The 16,550-nt window shown below is 60.0% G+C and carries 17 protein-coding genes; 9 read left to right on the plus strand and 8 right to left on the minus strand.

Annotated features, from left to right (window positions below):
- Window position 1: 1 nt before the first annotated feature.
- Window positions 2-1,246 (plus strand): cysteine desulfurase, encoded by a 1,245-nt coding sequence (locus EKH79_RS16545; protein WP_126674917.1) that lies wholly within the window; start codon window positions 2-4, stop codon window positions 1,244-1,246.
- Between the two features lie 14 nt (window positions 1,247-1,260).
- Here EKH79_RS16545 and EKH79_RS16550 read toward each other — a convergent pair whose 3' ends face one another.
- Together EKH79_RS16550 and EKH79_RS16555 are read right to left on the minus strand one after the other, a co-directional pair.
- Window positions 1,261-1,707 carry a hypothetical protein gene (locus EKH79_RS16550; protein WP_126674918.1) on the minus strand — a complete coding sequence of 149 codons (447 nt, stop codon included), beginning with the start codon at window positions 1,705-1,707 and terminating at the stop codon, window positions 1,261-1,263.
- A complete protein-coding gene (locus EKH79_RS16555) occupies window positions 1,704-2,276 on the minus strand; it encodes an RNA polymerase sigma factor (RefSeq protein WP_126674919.1) in 573 nt (190 codons plus the stop codon). The genes EKH79_RS16550 and EKH79_RS16555 overlap by 4 nt, the downstream gene beginning before the upstream one ends.
- Before the next feature lie 142 nt (window positions 2,277-2,418).
- Here EKH79_RS16555 and EKH79_RS16560 point away from each other — a divergent pair, with 142 nt between their 5' ends.
- From EKH79_RS16560 to EKH79_RS16575, 4 genes are all read left to right on the plus strand, one after another.
- A complete protein-coding gene (locus tag EKH79_RS16560) occupies window positions 2,419-2,760 on the plus strand; it encodes a DUF6249 domain-containing protein (protein ID WP_126674920.1) in 342 nt (113 codons plus the stop codon).
- Window positions 2,761-2,880: 120 nt separating this feature from the next.
- The gene (locus EKH79_RS16565) at window positions 2,881-3,243 is read left to right on the plus strand and encodes a hypothetical protein (RefSeq protein WP_126674921.1); all 363 of its coding nucleotides are present in this window, start codon (window positions 2,881-2,883) and stop codon (window positions 3,241-3,243) included.
- A 36-nt stretch (window positions 3,244-3,279) separates the two neighbouring features.
- A complete protein-coding gene (locus EKH79_RS16570; RefSeq protein WP_126674922.1) occupies window positions 3,280-3,831 on the plus strand; it encodes a GNAT family N-acetyltransferase in 552 nt (183 codons plus the stop codon).
- Complete coding sequence (locus tag EKH79_RS16575; RefSeq protein ID WP_126674923.1) at window positions 3,828-4,145, plus strand: non-heme iron oxygenase ferredoxin subunit; 318 nt, start codon at window positions 3,828-3,830, stop codon at window positions 4,143-4,145. The genes EKH79_RS16570 and EKH79_RS16575 overlap by 4 nt, the downstream gene beginning before the upstream one ends.
- A gap of 190 nt (window positions 4,146-4,335) precedes the next feature.
- On the opposite strand, the gene EKH79_RS16580 is transcribed toward EKH79_RS16575, so the two are convergent.
- From EKH79_RS16580 to EKH79_RS16595, 4 genes are read right to left on the minus strand one after another with little or no spacing between them, the layout of a single operon-like run.
- Complete coding sequence (locus EKH79_RS16580; RefSeq protein WP_126674924.1) at window positions 4,336-5,238, minus strand: efflux RND transporter periplasmic adaptor subunit; 903 nt, start codon at window positions 5,236-5,238, stop codon at window positions 4,336-4,338.
- Window positions 5,235-5,990 (minus strand): ABC transporter ATP-binding protein, encoded by a 756-nt coding sequence (locus EKH79_RS16585; protein ID WP_126674925.1) that lies wholly within the window; start codon window positions 5,988-5,990, stop codon window positions 5,235-5,237. Before EKH79_RS16585 ends, EKH79_RS16580 begins: the two co-directional genes overlap by 4 nt.
- Before the next feature lie 2 nt (window positions 5,991-5,992).
- Window positions 5,993-7,126, minus strand: a complete 1,134-nt coding sequence (locus EKH79_RS16590) for an ABC transporter permease (RefSeq protein WP_126674926.1) — start codon at window positions 7,124-7,126, stop codon at window positions 5,993-5,995.
- On the minus strand, window positions 7,126-8,529 hold the full coding sequence (locus EKH79_RS16595; protein WP_233590364.1) for a TolC family protein: 1,404 nt from the start codon (window positions 8,527-8,529) through the stop codon (window positions 7,126-7,128). The genes EKH79_RS16590 and EKH79_RS16595 overlap by 1 nt, the downstream gene beginning before the upstream one ends.
- 234 nt (window positions 8,530-8,763) lie before the next feature.
- Between EKH79_RS16595 and EKH79_RS16600 the strand changes: the two genes are divergently transcribed.
- Together EKH79_RS16600 and EKH79_RS16605 are read left to right on the plus strand one after the other, a co-directional pair.
- On the plus strand, window positions 8,764-9,465 hold the full coding sequence (locus EKH79_RS16600; protein ID WP_126674928.1) for an MtnX-like HAD-IB family phosphatase: 702 nt from the start codon (window positions 8,764-8,766) through the stop codon (window positions 9,463-9,465).
- Between the two features lie 25 nt (window positions 9,466-9,490).
- Window positions 9,491-10,900 carry an aspartate aminotransferase family protein gene (locus EKH79_RS16605; RefSeq protein ID WP_126674929.1) on the plus strand — a complete coding sequence of 470 codons (1,410 nt, stop codon included), beginning with the start codon at window positions 9,491-9,493 and terminating at the stop codon, window positions 10,898-10,900.
- Window positions 10,901-11,008: 108 nt separating this feature from the next.
- Here EKH79_RS16605 and EKH79_RS16610 read toward each other — a convergent pair whose 3' ends face one another.
- Both EKH79_RS16610 and EKH79_RS16615 read right to left on the minus strand, forming a co-directional pair.
- Entirely contained in the window at window positions 11,009-12,418 is a 1,410-nt protein-coding gene (locus tag EKH79_RS16610) for a sensor histidine kinase (protein ID WP_126674930.1), read from the minus strand.
- Complete coding sequence (locus EKH79_RS16615; RefSeq protein WP_126674931.1) at window positions 12,415-13,089, minus strand: response regulator; 675 nt, start codon at window positions 13,087-13,089, stop codon at window positions 12,415-12,417. The genes EKH79_RS16610 and EKH79_RS16615 overlap by 4 nt, the downstream gene beginning before the upstream one ends.
- A 321-nt stretch (window positions 13,090-13,410) precedes the next feature.
- Here EKH79_RS16615 and EKH79_RS16620 point away from each other — a divergent pair, with 321 nt between their 5' ends.
- Both EKH79_RS16620 and EKH79_RS16625 read left to right on the plus strand, forming a co-directional pair.
- Window positions 13,411-15,639 carry a M1 family metallopeptidase gene (locus EKH79_RS16620; protein ID WP_233590365.1) on the plus strand — a complete coding sequence of 743 codons (2,229 nt, stop codon included), beginning with the start codon at window positions 13,411-13,413 and terminating at the stop codon, window positions 15,637-15,639.
- Entirely contained in the window at window positions 15,639-16,547 is a 909-nt protein-coding gene (locus EKH79_RS16625; protein WP_126674932.1) for a hypothetical protein, read from the plus strand. Before EKH79_RS16620 ends, EKH79_RS16625 begins: the two co-directional genes overlap by 1 nt.
- Window positions 16,548-16,550 lie beyond the last annotated feature (3 nt).

The raw sequence follows: 16,550 nt of genomic DNA on the forward strand, positions 1-16,550 counted from the left end.
TATGAACGCCAAGCCCAATCAGCCTCTCGACTTCGACGTCCAGCGCATCCGCACGGATTTTCCGCTGCTTGGCCGCAAGGTGCATGGCAAGCCGCTGGTGTACTTCGACAACGCCAATACCAGCCAGAAACCGCTGCAGGTAATCGAAGCGGTCGATCGTCACTATCGCGAGCACAATGCGAATGTGGCGCGCGCCGTTCATCAGTTGGGTGAAGAGGCGACGGCAGCATACGAAGGCGCGCGCGACAAACTCGCAGCATGGATCAACGCCGCTTCGCGCAACGACATCGTGCTTACGTCGGGCACGACGCAGTCGATGAATACAGTGGCTTACAGTTTCGCGCTGCCGCGCTTGAAGCCGGGCGATGCAATTCTCACGACGGTGATGGAGCATCACGCCAACATCGTGCCGTGGCAGCTTGTGGCGGCGCGTGCAGGCGCCACCGTGAAAGCTGCGCCGATCAATGAACGCGGCGAGCTTATCCTTGAAAAGTTTTTCGAAATGCTCACGCCGGAAGTGAAACTGGCTTGCGTGACGCATGTTTCCAACGTGCTCGGTACGGTCAATCCCGTGCGCGAGATTGCACGCGAATGCCGTCGACGCGGTATTCCGTTGCTAGTGGATGGTTCACAAGCGCTGCCGCATCGGCCTGTCGATGTGCAGGCACTTGGTTGCGACTTTTATGCGTTTACCGGCCACAAAATGCTGGCACCGACCGGCACGGGCGGCTTATGGGCCAAGCGTGAGCATCTGCAATCCATGCCGCCGTTCTTTGGTGGCGGCGAGATGATTCGCGAAGTGCGTTTTGACGGCACCACCTTTGCCGAGCCACCGCACAAATTCGAGGCCGGTACACCGAACATCGCCGGCTTCGCCGGTGTGGGTGCGGCTATCGACTACGTGCAATCGATTGGCTTCGATGCCATCCGGGCTTGGGAACACGAGTTGCTGGCGTATGCCACCGAACGCCTGCGTGAGATTCCGGGGCTGCGCATTTTTGGCGAGGCCGCGGAAAAGGAGCCGGTTATTTCCTTCCTCATCGAAGGTGCACAGGCGACTGACATGGCCACCTTGCTCGATCTTGAAGGCGTGGCCGTTCGCTCAGGCCACCACTGTGCGCATCCGCTGATGCAGTTCTACGGTGTCCCCGCCACGCTGCGCGCATCGCTCGCGTTCTACAACACGCGCGAAGAAGTCGACGTTTTCATCGCGGCGCTGCTTAAGGTCCGCAAGCTGCTGATGTGATAAATGGTAACTGTTCAGTGCGCTGCTCGCCCACGCACATCGAGCAGCTTACTGATGAGATTGAATACGAGCAGGCAAGCGATGAGTGCCACGATCCATTCATTCGCTATGGCTCTTAGGGGTAAGTTGGATTGAGCAAGCTTCAGCCAACCTGCACCGAAATACATGACCAAGCCTCCCAGCATTAGCACCAACACACCGCAAAGTGTCAAGCTGAGCACCAGCTCGAAGTACATATTGATGGAAGCACGTTGCCGCGCCCGATTCGCAACGTGACGGGCAAAGTCAGTCGGAAGGTTTTCATTCAATGGTTGGCGCAATGCGTGCGCGATCGCGTCATAAGACGTCGGTGTCGCATCATCCGGCTGCGCTTCAATCCGTCCGGCTTCGGCAGCCCTTTCCTGCATCAGCCATTCGCGTTCTTCGGCTTCGTTGCGTGGCGGTTGCGGTGTGTGGTTCATGGCAGGACTCCATGTGCGGATTCGAGCACTCCGCGCAAATGCAGGCGTGTGCGAAACAGGTGACTTTTGATCGTGCCGATGGCGAGACCGGTAATGGCGGCGATATCGCCGATCGGCAATTCGTCCAGATGATAGAGCGTGAGCACGGTGCGTTGCAGCGGGGGTAGCGTTTCGATCGCTGCATGCAGACGTGTGGCCATGTCCTGATCGGCGTAGGCCGCTTCCAGGTCGAAGCCGTCGCTCACGTTCTCGACCAGGGGAGGCAGATCGTCGTCCTGGACGGCGTCGAAAACGACGATGCGCTTGCGCTCCAAATAACGCAAGGCGATGTTGTAGGCAATGCGTCCAATCCACGACTTCAGCGCGCTTTCGTAGCGGTACTGATGCAGGGTGCGATGTACGCGCAGGAATGTGTCCTGGCACAGGTCGCGCGCATCCTCCGGGTGACGAACCATGCGATAGATGATGTGCCAGCACAGATCCTGGTGCTCGCGCACGAGCCGCTCGAACGCGCCGGGCGCATTCGCCAGGACGGCTTCAACCAATGGACGGTCCGTGGATGGGCTCATGCGGCATCGGGTTCCCTGATACCTTACAGATACAGGCAAGACGAATTCGGTTGCAATGGGGTAGCTGCAACCGGGGGAGTGGTAACTGTATCTATATCCCTGCAAGCGCCAAGACCGGCGCATCCTGAGTCGGGAGAAGTCGATGGATAAGGGAACAGTTGTCCCGGTGTTGTTGTTTCTATGCGTAACGTACGGTGTGACCTATGTGATCAAATTGCTGGTGGACGCCCGTATGCGTATCAAGATGTTGCAAGCATCCGAGTCGAAGGAACTCATCGAATCGGTGATACGCGGTGACGACCACCGCGGCCGCATGAGCTCGCTGCGTTGGGGGCTGCTGCTGCTGCTTGGGGGGCTCGGCTTCGCGATCATTCAATGGGCCGGTTGGACTGACATCACTCCCGGAGCGCTTGCGGTGCTGCTCGTCGCGTTTGGATTGAGCAACCTCATTTATTTCTTCGCCGCGCGACGCATCACACCCTAGTAACGCGTCTGCTGCCCGGCGTGTTCGCCGGGCTTTTCCCCGCATTGTCGAGTCAGGCAACAACGGTGGCATGTCGCCATGCCGCCCGGGGCTTTCTGCGCTCTTTTTCTGGAGAACGCTATGCATCTGCGATGGATAACCATGGGTTTGCTGTGCATTCCATGTCTTGCGATGGCGCAATCGGTCCATCGCTTCAAACTCTTTAACGACATGCCAAGCGAGATTGTGTCGTTTACCGTATCGCAAGCCGGCGGCGAGTCCTCGGCTAAGCTGGTTTTCGACGACCCAGACCGGCCATTCAAATACGGTGCGGCCACGATGATTGATGTGCACGGTGGTAACGGTTGCTTGTTTGATCTCCAGACGCGACTTTCGACCGGGGAGCGGGTCACGACGCGTAATGTCGATCTATGCGCCATCCGCGTTTACCGGCCGGGTTTGCGTATCGATGCCGTGCATTTTGGCTCGCCTTGGGCGCCATAGCCGGACAACGCACAGGTTGCGGATTATCATTGGCGAATGACTGCCGCCATCGCTCCTGTGTTCCGTATTGCCGCGCAAGCCGACGTCGACGCCGTGGTTGCGCTGGTAGAGTCTGCCTATCGCGGCGAATCCGGACGCCGCGGCTGGACCACCGAATCCGATCTCCTGGACGGTCGTCGAACCGATGCTCGGCTGGTGGCCGAGTTGCTGGTCTCGCCGGACGATGGCGTGATCCTGCTGGCGATCGTGGATGGTGTGCTACGTGCGTGCTGTCATCTTGAGCGCCATGATGATTCGGCCTATTTCGGCATGTTTGCCGTCGATCCATCCTGTCAGGGTGACGGACTTGGAAAATACGTTTTGGCTGAAGCAGAGCGCATCGCTCGCGAGACATGGCGGTGCCGCGCCATGCACATGGCGGTGATCGACCTGCGCAGCGAATTGATCGCATGGTACGAGCGGCGCGGCTATCGCCGTACCGGCGAATACAAACCGTTTCCTTATGGTGATGAACGCGTTGGCATTCCGCGTCGCGACGATTTGCGATTTGAATTGCTGATCAAGGAATTTTCAGGAGTGGCGCCGTGAGCGAGGTATGGGTGGAAGTGGGTACGCGTTCGGAATTGCTGCCCGGCGAATTCAAAGTGGTCTGGGACGGCGATACGGCCATTGCGGTGTTCAATGTCGATGGTGATCTGTACGCGGTGGAAGATATCTGCACGCACGATGGCGGCGAACTGGCGGGCGGCGAAATTATCGGCGTCGAAGTGGAATGCCCGCGCCATGGGGCGCGATTCGATCTTCGCACCGGCATGCCGACGTGTCCGCCGGCATATGAGCCGATTGCGCGTTTTCCCGTTATGGAGAAGGACGGATTGATCTGGACGCGCGACGATCGTTGAGTTTTTAACCGCTCGTCATTCCGGCGAAGGCCGGAATCCAGTGGCGTCACCGCTGAATACCTGCCTTATCGCCGAGATGTCTGCTACGAAAGCGAGTCACGTGGCCACGAGGCCTGATTCGACACCGACGTCACTGGATTCCGGCCTTCGCCGGAATGACGAGCAAAAAGGCGCGTGCTAGTGACGCCCGTTACTTCGGATCAAACTTCACCAACACACGCTGACCAATGCGCAACGACGTCGCCGGCACCTGATCAAACGTCAGTACGCATTCAACCGAACGCGTATTGGCGCGTACCTGCGGATCGTCTTCCAGCGTGCTGGCGCCAAACACATTGCCAATGCGCAGCACGTGCGCCTTCAGCGGTGCCAGGCCGCTGCCGCTGTCGTCATCCACTTCGGCCGCCATGCCGTCATGCACGACACCGACGAAGGATTCGTTGAGTTCGGCGCGCACAATGCGCGGAGAGTCGGGCAGAAACACAAAAATGGGGCCGCTCGCAGGCGACACCGAAGCGCCGGGTTGAACCATGCGTTGCACGATCTGTCCATCGACAGGCGCACGCAACGTATGCAGATCGAGTTGATAACGAGACGCGGCGACTTTCTGCGACGCGAGCGCGGCGGAAGCACGTGCGTTATCCAGCTGCGCTTTCACCTGTTGCGCATTTTCGCGAGCGTCATCCGCGCTCTGCATGTCGCCTGCACCAGCATGCGCCGCTTGTTCCAAGCGTGAGGCACGCAGTTCGGCGGACTTCACGCGTTCTTCCAGCGCCGATGCCTGAGCACTGGCTTGCTGCTGTTCGGCGACCGCCGAATCCAAGGCGAGCTTTGCAGGTTCAAGATCGAGCTGCGCAAGCACCTGGCCTTTCTGCACATGCTGGCCTTCGTGGACAGTCACGCTTTGCACGATGCCTTCGCTGGGCATCGTCAGCTTGAGCAATCCGCCTTCGATATCGATGCGCCCGCGCGCAACGGCGACATAGGCCGGCGTTGTTGCCTGGGACGTCGCCGGCGCTTCATCGTGCGAGCAACCGGCCATCAGCACAGTGGCAAGCAGAGCAAGCGGAAGGCGAGGGTGGCGCAGATTCATGCAGAAGGCTCCTTGGCCTCGGGTGCTTTGGATGGCGCAGGCGGGACATGGTCGCTCAGAATTCGGCCGTCTTCCATCGCCAGCACGCGGTCGGCGTGGCCGACGAGGCGAGGGTCGTGGCTGACGCACAGCACTGTGGTGCCGTGATTGCGCGCAATGCGGTGCAGTATGTCGATGATGATCTGACCGTTATCCGAATCCAGCGCACTGGTCGGCTCGTCGGCGAAAAGCAGTTCGGGTTGTTTGGCGAGCGCGCGCGCAATGGCCACGCGTTGCTTTTCGCCACCGGAAAGTTCGGTGGGACGAAGACGCATGCGCGACCCGAGGCCGACTTCTTCCAGCGACTCCACCGCGCGCTTTCGCGCCATGCCCTTGGGAAGGCCCATATAACTCAGCGGCAATTCCACCTGCTCCAGCGCGGTGAGCGCGGGAAACAGGTTGAAGCCCTGAAACACGAAACCAGTGTGTTGCAGGCGAAAGTATTCCAGGTCGTTGATGCTCAAGCCGCTTAGTTCTTGCCCCAATGCGCGCACGCTGCCGCCATCGGCAGGTTGCAGACCGCTGAGAATGGCGAGCAGTGTGCTTTTGCCACAGCCGGATGGGCCGGAAATAAGCGTCAACTCGCTGCCGCGCACGTCGAGTGTGAGGTTCTGCAAGACGGTGCTTTGAACGCGGCCGGAAACAAACGATTTGCTGACGCTGCTGGCCTGCAGTGTCACGTTCGCGTTGGGAGTGATGTGAGGTGTCGACATGGTCACCTCAACAGGCTTGCCGGATCGGCGCGACGCAGAATCCGCATTGCCGCCAGCCCTGACACAATCGCCAAAGCCATGCTCAATGCAAGGCATATCGCAGCGGTGAAGGGATGCAGCTCCATCGGCACGCTCCGGTTGCGCGCGACGATCAACAAGACGATGCCGACGACGACGCTGCAGATCATGCCCAGCGCGCCCACCCAGAACGCCTGCTCCATGATCACCTTGCGCAATGCGCCGCGGCCCACGCCCAGTGCGTTTAACGTGGCGTATTCGCGGATCGAGCCGATCACGGCGGCAATCAGCGTTTGGCTGGTAATGATTGCGCCCACCAGGAACACAATGCCCGCGAGAAACAGCACGCCGGCGCCGGCGCCGGTATCGAGCATCCAGTAGATTTGCGATTGCCGTGCAAACTCTTTGGCCGTCCAAACGTTGTAGGGGCCGAATGCAGCCGATCCGTTCAACCGCCTGGCGACCATCCTGGCCTTGGACGGATCGCGCAGTTTCGCGACGAAGTATGTCATCATGCCGGCATCTACAGGATCGATATCCAGCACGCGCGCCGTTTCCAGCGACGAAACGATGTTTACGCCACCCAATGCACGCAATCCGCTGCTTACGCCGACCACACGGACGCGCTGACCGTTGATCGCTGCGGTATCGCCGATGTTGACGCCAAGGCTGTCGAGGTCAGCCTTGTCGACGATCACGGCGCCGGGCTCGTTCAATCGGGCACGCAATGCGGGCGGCAATGCGTGTGAAAACATCATGCCATCAGGGCGCGAGTCGATACCGGACACAAACACGGATACGCCGCCTGTATCGCGAGGCCCACGCCAATCGGCGTCGACCCAGCGGAACGGCTCGACCTTGGTGACGTCCGGGTCCATGCGAAGCCGCATGGCAATATCTTCATTGATCGGGCGTCCAAGATTGACGCTCTGCGTGCCGGGGTAACCGGCCCACAAGTCGGCCGACGAGCCAGTGATGTAAACGCTCGCGCTACCGAAAATGCCCAGCACCAGCGCCGCCTGCAGCAATTGCAGAAGACTTGCGAATCCGACAGCGAGAATCGCCGGCAGAAACCGTCGCCATTCATAGACGAGCGTCTTGCGCGCGAGAGCGACCATCAGTCGACACTCTGCTTGACGTTGTTTCTGGCGTTCAATCGAGGGGCATCGTAGTCGGCGGAAACATCCGGCGTCTGGACCGGTGCGCCGCCCAGTGCCTTGTACAGCGAGACGTAAGCGAGATCGCGTTCGGTGCGCGCGGACACAAGCTCCAGTTGCGCCTGCTGCTGTTGGATCAGTGCGTCCTGCACGTCGAGCGTGCTGCTGAGTCCTAACTTGCTGCGCTTCTGCAACGCGAGGGTGTTGCTGTCGAGTGATTGCGTCACCTGTTGGGCGGCCGCTTCACGGTCGTGCAGTATCTGCAAATCGCCCATCGCGGTTTCCGCTTCGGCGACACCTTGCAGAACGGCCTGGCGGTACGCGTAAACGGCCGCAGTGAGCTCGTGGTTCTTCGCGTGTTCCTGTGCGACGCGCGAACCCCATTCGAACAGCGGCATGTCGATAACGGGGCCCACCGAAAAAATGCCTTCGCTCGAACGGATGTGGTGGTTGTGCGCAATGTTCAACGACCAATCGAGCGAACTGCCCAGGCCGATATGCGGAAAGATGTCTGCGCGGCTCAAACCGGCTTCGCCCGCGGCACGAAGTACATCCGCTTCGGCGCTAGCGATTTCCGGACGTGTGCGCAGCATGTCGGCCGGTGCACTGGTCAGCTGCCAGTTGCCGAGCTGCGGTTGTGTGCCGCCGACGAGCCACGACGGATCGGGTTCGGGTTGTCCGACTAGTACGGCAAGCTGCTGCGCATTGGCATTGATTACGCGCGCGGGACCGGCAAGTGCTACCTCAGCGCGCGCCAGTTCCGCTTCGCTGGTAGCGACGTCCGTGGGTGAAATCAGTTTCAGATTGACGCGAACTTGCAGCAGCTGCAGTTTTTCACGGTCCGCATCGCGGACGGCCGCCAGCAGGCGAGCCTGTTCCTGCGCCGAGCGCAATTCGATCCAGCAGCGTGCGACCTCGGCAACCAACGTCACGTCGGCGCTTTGCAGCTGCGCTTGGGCGGAGTCCAGTTGACCCGTGGCAAGCCGGCGATTGCTCTTCAGGGCACCAAAGAACGGGATTTCCCAAAGCGCGTCAAAACCGGCGATGAAATACGACGCACTGGCATCGGGCTCGATCACCTGGTTCGTATCGCCCTTCAGACTGGGTAGATACTTATCGTTGGAGTGGCGATAGAGGGTGCGAACGGCAAGCATGCGCTCGCGCGCCGCAGCGACGTCCAGGTTGTTGGCCAGGGCGCGCTGGACGAGATCGTTCAAGGCGGGGTCGTTAAAGGCCAGCCACCAGCTATGCAGGTCGGGTTGTGCGGGGTCTTGCTGCGTCACGGCGCCATTGCGCCAGGTCTGGGGTGCGGGCGGTTTCAGGGCAGGCAAGGGCGCGGCGCTGCAGCCCACCAGCAGGGCCATGACCACTGCGGGAAGCAGGCGCAGCGGGGCCGTTTGAAGGCGGCTCCTGCGGTTTGTGTTACGCAAGGCAAAATCGTGCACGGAGGGCGGGCCGTTAAAAGAGAGCGTGCAAACTGTAAGCATAGCCGGTTAGGCCAAGCTGATGGGCTTGCTTACGCAGGGCTTGCGGGGCCGGAAAGGCGACCGAAAGGGGGTACTGGCCAAGATGGCAGTCACTTTTGATGGAGTGTCTGCGTGACTGCCTGGAACATCCTCTGCGACTTCGACGGCACAATCTCGGTCGAAGACGTGATCGACTCGCTGTTGGACCGCTTCGGTCGTCCCGGATGGGAAGCACTGGAGCAGGACTGGCGCGCCGGTCGCATTGGTTCGCGTGAGTGCATGAGTGGGCAGGTTGCCCTGCTGGACATGAAGCGCGACGAACTCGACACGCATCTGGATGGCCTGTGGATCGACCACGCTTTTCCTGCCTTCGTGGCGCGCGCTGGCGAATTGAACACGCCGATCCGGGTCGTTAGCGACGGCCTCGATTACGCCATTCATCGCATCCTGGGCCGCTACGGTCTGGATAACCTGCCGCTGGCCGCGAATCATCTGGCACCGGCGACACCGCCGCGTCAGTGGCAGTTGACCTCGCCGTTCAAGGCCGAAGGTTGCCGCAGCGGCACCTGCAAATGCGCGTGTGTTGCGCAGGCGCGCACGGGCGGTGCCAAGACGCTTCTGATTGGCGATGGTGCGTCGGATTTCTGCGCTGCCGATCGCGTCGATTTCGTGTTTGCCAAGCATCGTCTGATTGAGCATTGCCGTTCGGCAGGTATTCCGTACGTGCCGATTACCGGCTTCGAGGATGCGCTCGAACTGCTGCCCCGTTTGCTCGACGGCACCTTGCTGGCCGAGCACGAACCGCACGCATTGCCTGCTGTTTCCAACTTCTGATCCATTCCCCTTCTCGGGTTTTCCAATGAACGCTTACGATCCGAACGCCGCAACCGGCGTGATACCTGATGCGCAGCTGCTTGCAGACGAAGCGCAGTACAGCTCCTTTGGCGATACGGTTCACTACGTCGATCCGCCGAAGATTTTCCGTCATGGTGAAGGCAGCTGGATGTACGACACCGCTGGCGTGCCGTTCCTCGATCTGCAGATGTGGTACTCGGCCGTCAACTTCGGTTACAGCAACAAGCGCCTCAACGACACGCTGAAGCGTCAGATCGATGTGCTGCCGCAGGTAGCCAGCCAGTATCTGCACCAGACACGTATCGAACTGGCCAAGACGATTGCCGTCGATGCGCAAGAGAAGTTCGGCCTGAAGGGCCGCGTGCACTTCAACGTCGGCGGCGCGCAGGCGGTTGAGGATTCGCTCAAGCTGGTGCGCAACTACAAGAACGGCAAGAGCCTGATGTTCGCCTTCGAAGGCGGCTATCACGGCCGTACGCTGGGTGCGTCGTCGATTACGTCGAGCTATCGCTATCGCCGCCGCTTCGGCCATTTCGGCGAACGCGCGATGTTCATTCCGTTTCCGTATCCGTTCCGCCGCCCGAAGGGCATGACGCCGGAAGAATATTCCGATGCGTGCGTGCGTCAGTTCGAGCGTCTGTTCGAAACCGAATACAACGGCGTGTGGGATCCTAAAGTGGGTCAGGCTGAATATGCCGCGTTCTACGTCGAGCCGATTCAGGGCACCGGCGGTTACGTCATTCCGCCGAAGAACTTCTTCAAAGACCTCAAGAAGGTGCTCGACAAGTACGGCATCCTCATGGTGGTCGATGAAATCCAGATGGGTTTCTGGCGTACCGGCAAGCTGTGGTCGATCGAGCATTTCGGCGTGACGCCGGACGTGATCGTGTTCGGCAAGGCGCTGACCAACGGTCTCAATCCGCTGTCGGGTCTGTGGGCGCGCGAAGAGATGATCAATCCGACCATCTTCCCGCCGGGCTCCACGCATTCCACGTTCAATTCGAACCCGCTCGGTACGTCGCTCGGTCTTGAAGTGATCAAGATGGGCTACGAGTTGAACTACGAAAAAACCGTGGCAGAGAAGGGTGCACATTTCCTCGACGCGCTGAAAGATCTGCAGAAGCGCCACAAGGAAATCGGTGATGTCGACGGTCTGGGTCTGGCGCTGCGCGCCGAGATCTGCACTGACGATGGCTTCACGCCGAACAAGGCACTCTTGGACAAGATGGTCGATATCGGCCTGGCTGGGGACCTCGAGCATAACGGCAAGAAGATCGGCCTCGTGCTGGACGTGGGCGGTTGGTACAAGAACGTGATTACGTTCGCTCCGTCGCTGGATATCACGCACGAAGAGATCGATCTGGCCATTGCCTTGCTCGATCAGCTGCTGACCAAGGCGAAGAAAGCGATGTGATGTGTTGCTACGGACGTCCAGACGTCCGTAGCCGAGTGCGGTTCTTGTCGTAATTTCCCATGCAGGGGAAGCTGGCAAACCCGGCGGTGCTCAGGCACCGCCGCTTTTTTATGGCTTTTGCATAATCGGGAAAACGATCTCGACGCGCAGGCCGCCCTCGTTGCCAGTCATGTAACGTGCGCGTCCGTCATGCCATTCCGCTATGCGTTGCACGATGGCGAGCCCGAGACCGCTGCCTGCTTCTTCAGCACCCGGGACGCGGAAGAAGCGTTCGCCTAAACGCTCCAGCCACGCCGGTGGCACGCCTGGGCCGTTGTCTTCGACGGCCAGACAGATTTCATTGCCTTCCTGCGCAAGCGATACCGTTATCATGCTGCCGCGTCCGGCGTAACGCAGGCCGTTGTCGATCAGGTTGTCCAGCAGTTCCTGCAGGCGGTGACGATCGCCGTCGATCCACAACGGACCGGACGGTCCCTCGTAACCCAGATCGACATCGGCAGCGAGTGCTTCGTGCACGCGTTGTCCAACCAGCTCGGGGATCACGGTGGCCAGATTGAGCGGTTCCGTATCGCCCGCTTCGTGTTCGGTGGTCTGTGCGCGCGTCAGTGCGAGCAACTGGCTGGACGTGCGGTTAGCGCGCTGGATCAGACGCTCGATATGGTTCAGTGCGTCCCGAATGGTTTCGGGATCGGAGCTGGCTTGCGCACGTTCGGCGTGCACGCTCAGGCCTGCCAGTGGCGTGCGCAACTGATGCGCGGCATCGGCGATAAAGCGTTCGTGCAAGGCCAGCATGCCGCGTAGACGTCCAAAGAGACCATCGATGGTGCGCGTCAACGGAAGAATCTCCGCGGGTACGTTTTCATCGCCGATGGGTGCGAGATCGTGCTCTCGGCTGGCAATTTGCATCGTCAACGGATCGAGCTGACGAAGCCCCTTGCGAACACCTAGCCACACCAGTACGAAGGCAACAAGCAGCAGCAGCGTTTGCGCGGGAATGCTGAGGAAAAGAATCTGCCGCGCTTCCTGGTGGCGATCGCGCAGTGTTTCTGCGACGGTGACGAGCAACTGATCGCTGGGGTCACGCGTGTTGGTCATGACCAGGCTGGCGGCGCGCAACGCACGCTTTTCGATCTGCACATCGTAAAGACGCGGCTGATCGCTGTCGTCGCCATCGGGAAATAACTTGCCTGGCGGTTGCAGTACGGGATTGCCGGCGATGAAGCCACGCTTGGCGCTGAAGACGCTGAAGTAGTTGTGTCCGCCCGGTTCGTATTCCAGCAAAAACTGAGCCTGTGGCGAGACACCGCCATCTGGACTCTCGGTCGCCATCATTTGCACGAGGGTCAGCGTATCGTTGAGCAGGCTCTCGTCGTGAACGTGATTCGCGTAGATCAGTGCGCCGAAATAGGTGATCAGGCTGTTGAAGATCAACAGTCCCGTCAGCGGCACGAGCAGCGTGGTCAGCAGGCGTTTGCGCAGGCTTTGACGCCCTTCGCGCAACAGCGTGCGGTGGTTCATGCCTGCTTGACCTCTTCCAGCAGGTAACCCAGTCCGCGAATGGTGCGCACCTGTGTGCCGGAATCGGTGAGTTTGCGGCGTAACCGGTAGATGGCAATGTCCAGTCCGTTGTCGGTGAGTTCCTCGTCCCAACTGCACAGCGCTTCGATCAATTGCGCGCGGCTGGTGACGCGATCGGGCCGTGCAGCAAGCGCTTCGAGCAAGCCGAATTCGCGCGCAGTGAGTTCGAGCGGGGTCTCGTCGACCCATGCGCGATGACCGGGAAGATCAAGCCGCAGACGGCCGAGCGTCAACTCCGGTGCACCTTGCGTGGTGTAGCGGCGAAGCAATGCGCGCACGCGTGCTTCGAACTCGGCCAGCGCGAACGGTTTGACGAGGTAGTCGTCGGCACCCAGATCCAGCACGCGCACACGCTCGCGCAAACCTTCGCGTGCGGTGATCACCAGCACAGGCAATCCACTTCCACGCTTGCGCACGCGTTGCAGCACTTCGCTGCCATCCAGCGCAGGCAGGCCAAGATCCAGCACGAGTAGATCGTAAGGTGTGTCTTTCAGTGCGGCATCGGCGCGTGCGCCGTCGGATACGTGATCCACGGCATGCCCACCCTGGCGCAGCGCAGCGCTTACGCCTGCGGCGATGGAGGGGTCGTCTTCGGCGATCAGGATACGCATGAGTTACTGGGCTCCGTCAGGCCTGGTCTACTAAAGCGGGGTATTTCCATGGATTTCAGTATCTTCCAACGTTGTGCATGAACACTGCATGCCCGGATGCGCGCAGCTTAGCGCCTGCCGTGAAATGAGCACAGCCGTGCCCTCGTTGAGATAAGGGCGGCGACCGGACGAGTCAAATGCGTTGGACCGATGAAACAGCCGCTTGTTCTTGCACGAAGCTGTGCAGAAAGCGGCTTGGGTCAGGTAGTGTGTGACCTTTGGCCGATGCCGCTTTCGGTATGCTTGGCGCAGTCTCGGCGAATATCTCGAGGGAGAGGGGCAATGAAGTCTGCTATCGGTAGGGGTGGGCCCTGGCTCGCCGCGTTGGTGGTGATGTGGGCATGTCAGGCTGGCGCACAGGGGGCGACGCATGCCGCCAAGCCGCAACCTGCGGCGTCGTCGAGTGTTGCGGTGCCAACAGACATACCGTTTGCGCCCGCACACGACACGATCATTACCCAGCAAAGTTCACCGAACGCTTGGGGTGGCGAGCGTACCGGCAACGAGCCGACGCTTTCCGATCGCGTGGTGAGTTACACGATCAATGCCGATCTGGATGCAGCGAAGCATGCGGTCACCGGCAAGGAACATATGACCTGGCGCAATCGCAGCGATCGCGACGTCAGCAGTGTTTACTTCCATCTGTATCTCAATGCGTTCCAGAACGAAGGCAGCACGTTCTTTACCGAGCGCCGAGTGCTTACGGCGCATGGTTCGTCGCGTGGTGCCGCGGTGCTGGAAAAAGGGCAGTGGGGCGGGATTCGGCTGCAAAACGTGCAGCAGGACGGCGCGCCGGTGAAATGGACTTTCGTGCATCCAGACGGCGGTCCGGATACGGATCAGACCGTGGTGCGTATCGATCTTGCCCGGCCGGTTCCGGCGGGCGGCACGCTTGCGCTGGATATCGATTTCATCAGCCAATTGCCGCGCGTGGTGGAGCGCACGGGCTGGTTTGGCAATTTCAATCTGATCGGCCAGTGGTTCCCCAAGATCGGCGTGCTGGAATTGCCCGGTGAACGCGGTGCCACACAGGTGCGCTGGAACGTGCATGAGTTCCACTTCGAAAGCGAGTTCTATGCGGACTTCGGCTTGTTCGATGTGCATATGACGGTGCCAAGCGATTACACCGTCGGTGCGGTCGGTCAGATGCAAGGCACGCCGGAACAGAAAGACGGCAAGACCACCTATCACTTCGTGCAGGGCGATGTGCACGATTTCGCATGGGTGGCTGCCAAGGATTACAAAACGCTCGATGGTACGTACACGGGTCCTGGTAGCCCGAAGGTCGCCGTCAGGGTGATCTATCCGGCGGAATACGAACCGTCTGCGGCGCCGACGCTCAAGTCGACCATCGACGCGGTGGCCTATTTCTCCAAGACATTGGGGGCGTATCCGTACAACACGGTGACGGCGGTTATTCCGCCGTATAACGCCGAAGAAGCGGGTGGCATGGAATATCCCACCTTCTTCACGTCCGAAGGGTACACGTACGTGGAGCCGGACACGGCAACGCAAATGGCCAGCGACTTCGTGAACATCCACGAATTCGGTCATGGTTATTTCTACGGTTTGATTGCGTCGAATGAATTCGAAGAACCCATGCTCGATGAAGGGCTCAACGAGTTCTGGGACAACCGCATGTTGCGCGAGCGCAATCAGGATGCGGTGCTTGCCAATCGCTTCACCAAATGGCTTGGCGTTACACCGCATATCGGCGGTTTCGATTTTGAGCGTGCGACGGCAACGCTGGACGAGCCGGCAGATCCGCTTGCGCAGAACAGCTGGGATCGTTTGTCGGGTACCAGCTACGGTACGGTCTACTCGCGTACGACAACGGCCATGCACGATCTGGAAGCGCGTCTTGGCACACCGGTACTGGAGCGCGCGTTCCGCCTCTATTACCAGCGGTGGCGTTTCCGTCATCCGTCGGTGGCCGATTTCCGCGCGGCGCTGATTGATAGCTCGGGCAATGCGCGCGATGTCGATGCGATTTTCAGCGAATACGTCTACGGCACCGGCAAGATGGACGATCGCGTGGATGCCATCGACACCTACGAAGTGCTGCCCGAAGCGGGCGTGACGTGGAAGGATGGCAAAGCGACCGAAGTTGTTGCGTCGGATCTGGACAAACAGATCGATAAGCAACGCGACGACTGGAAAAAGGCGCATCCGGATGCCAAACCCGGCGCGCCGGGTCCGTTCCCGTGGCATAACACGGTGACGGTCATTCGTGACGGCGTTGCCGCGCCGGAAGTATTGCGTGTGACGTATGAAGACGGCACGCACGAAGACATCACGTGGAACGACGATCGTCGCTGGGTGCGCTTCGATTTCATCAAGCCGGGCAAAGTGGTTTCCGCCGAACTCGATCCGGATAAGCACAATCTTCTGGACCACAACCGCCTCAACAACAGCCTGACGACCGAACCGAACGGAGCCGCCTCGCGGCGCTGGACCGCCGACGTCGCTGCTGTCGTGCAGACTTTCTACTCCCTGCTGGAGACACTGTAATGGCCTCCAACAACGCTCGTTCGACCGGGTTTGGTTCTGTGCTGTCTGCCATGGCGTCTGCCGTGCAGTGGCGTCTGCTGCTGCTTTGGCTGGTCATCATGCTTATTCCGGCAACCATCGTCGCGTTGCCGCTGCGGCATATGCTTGGCGGTTTGCTGGATAACTCCATCCATGCAGACGACTGGGCGCAAAACTTTAACGCCACGATGTTTAACGACACGATTGCGTCGCTGATGAAACATCCCGGCTGGCTTGGCGCGACGGCAACCATCGGCGTGCTAACGACATTGCTGCTATCGCCGTTTCTCAACGGCATGATCGTGGGCAGTGGCCGTGCGGGACGCGCGCTTGGTTTCGGTGCGTTGCTGCAGAGCGGTTTTGTCGAGTACGGCCGCATGTTCCGCGTCATGCTTTGGTCCTTGTTGCCGTATGCCGTCGTGCTGGGCGTGGCTTCGGTCGCCATGCATATGGTCGACAAGCATTCCGAACAAGCCGTGCTGGAATCACAGGTCGATACGTATCACAGCATCGCTCACTGGGTTCTACTGATTGTGTTTGTGCTGGCGCAACTCATTGTGGAATCGGCGCGTGCGGCATTCATTGCCGACACGGGACTGCGTTCCGCCACGCGTGCATTGGGGCGCGGTTTTAGACAGGTGTTCCGGCGGCCGCTATGGACGGTGGTGTTTTACCTGGTCGTGACGCTGATCGGCTTGCTGATTGCTGCAGTGTTTAGCATGGCGCGTATTCACGTCACCGCATTCGGTGCGCTCGGGTTTCTGTTCGCCCTCGTGCTGAGCCAGCTTATCGTCCTCGCGATTGGCTGGATGCGTACGGCGCGTCTGTTTGCATTGGCCGACGTGGCGCGGTCTATCGTGGTCGCCAAACCGCAAGCGGAATATCGATAAACG

Origin of the sequence: Dyella dinghuensis (assembly GCF_003977615.1) — a bacterium.
Classification (GTDB): Bacteria; Pseudomonadota; Gammaproteobacteria; order Xanthomonadales; family Rhodanobacteraceae; genus Dyella_B; species Dyella_B dinghuensis.

What these genes read in the sequence shown, in the direction of transcription:
- EKH79_RS16560 (WP_126674920.1), top strand. Translation starts at nt 2,419, where the DNA reads ATGGATAAGGGAACAGTTGTCCCGGTGTTGTTGTTTCTATGCGTAACG.
- EKH79_RS16565 (WP_126674921.1), top strand. Translation starts at nt 2,881, where the DNA reads ATGCATCTGCGATGGATAACCATGGGTTTGCTGTGCATTCCATGTCTT.
- EKH79_RS16545 (WP_126674917.1), top strand. Translation starts at nt 2, where the DNA reads ATGAACGCCAAGCCCAATCAGCCTCTCGACTTCGACGTCCAGCGCATC.
- EKH79_RS16605 (WP_126674929.1), top strand. Translation starts at nt 9,491, where the DNA reads ATGAACGCTTACGATCCGAACGCCGCAACCGGCGTGATACCTGATGCG.
- EKH79_RS16590 (WP_126674926.1), bottom strand. Translation starts at nt 7,126, where the DNA reads ATGGTCGCTCTCGCGCGCAAGACGCTCGTCTATGAATGGCGACGGTTT.
- EKH79_RS16615 (WP_126674931.1), bottom strand. Translation starts at nt 13,089, where the DNA reads ATGCGTATCCTGATCGCCGAAGACGACCCCTCCATCGCCGCAGGCGTA.
- EKH79_RS16570 (WP_126674922.1), top strand. Translation starts at nt 3,280, where the DNA reads ATGACTGCCGCCATCGCTCCTGTGTTCCGTATTGCCGCGCAAGCCGAC.
- EKH79_RS16585 (WP_126674925.1), bottom strand. Translation starts at nt 5,990, where the DNA reads ATGTCGACACCTCACATCACTCCCAACGCGAACGTGACACTGCAGGCC.
- EKH79_RS16550 (WP_126674918.1), bottom strand. Translation starts at nt 1,707, where the DNA reads ATGAACCACACACCGCAACCGCCACGCAACGAAGCCGAAGAACGCGAA.
- EKH79_RS16555 (WP_126674919.1), bottom strand. Translation starts at nt 2,276, where the DNA reads ATGAGCCCATCCACGGACCGTCCATTGGTTGAAGCCGTCCTGGCGAAT.
- EKH79_RS16620 (WP_233590365.1), top strand. Translation starts at nt 13,411, where the DNA reads ATGAAGTCTGCTATCGGTAGGGGTGGGCCCTGGCTCGCCGCGTTGGTG.
- EKH79_RS16580 (WP_126674924.1), bottom strand. Translation starts at nt 5,238, where the DNA reads ATGAATCTGCGCCACCCTCGCCTTCCGCTTGCTCTGCTTGCCACTGTG.
- EKH79_RS16625 (WP_126674932.1), top strand. Translation starts at nt 15,639, where the DNA reads ATGGCCTCCAACAACGCTCGTTCGACCGGGTTTGGTTCTGTGCTGTCT.
- EKH79_RS16610 (WP_126674930.1), bottom strand. Translation starts at nt 12,418, where the DNA reads ATGAACCACCGCACGCTGTTGCGCGAAGGGCGTCAAAGCCTGCGCAAA.
- EKH79_RS16595 (WP_233590364.1), bottom strand. Translation starts at nt 8,529, where the DNA reads ATGGCCCTGCTGGTGGGCTGCAGCGCCGCGCCCTTGCCTGCCCTGAAA.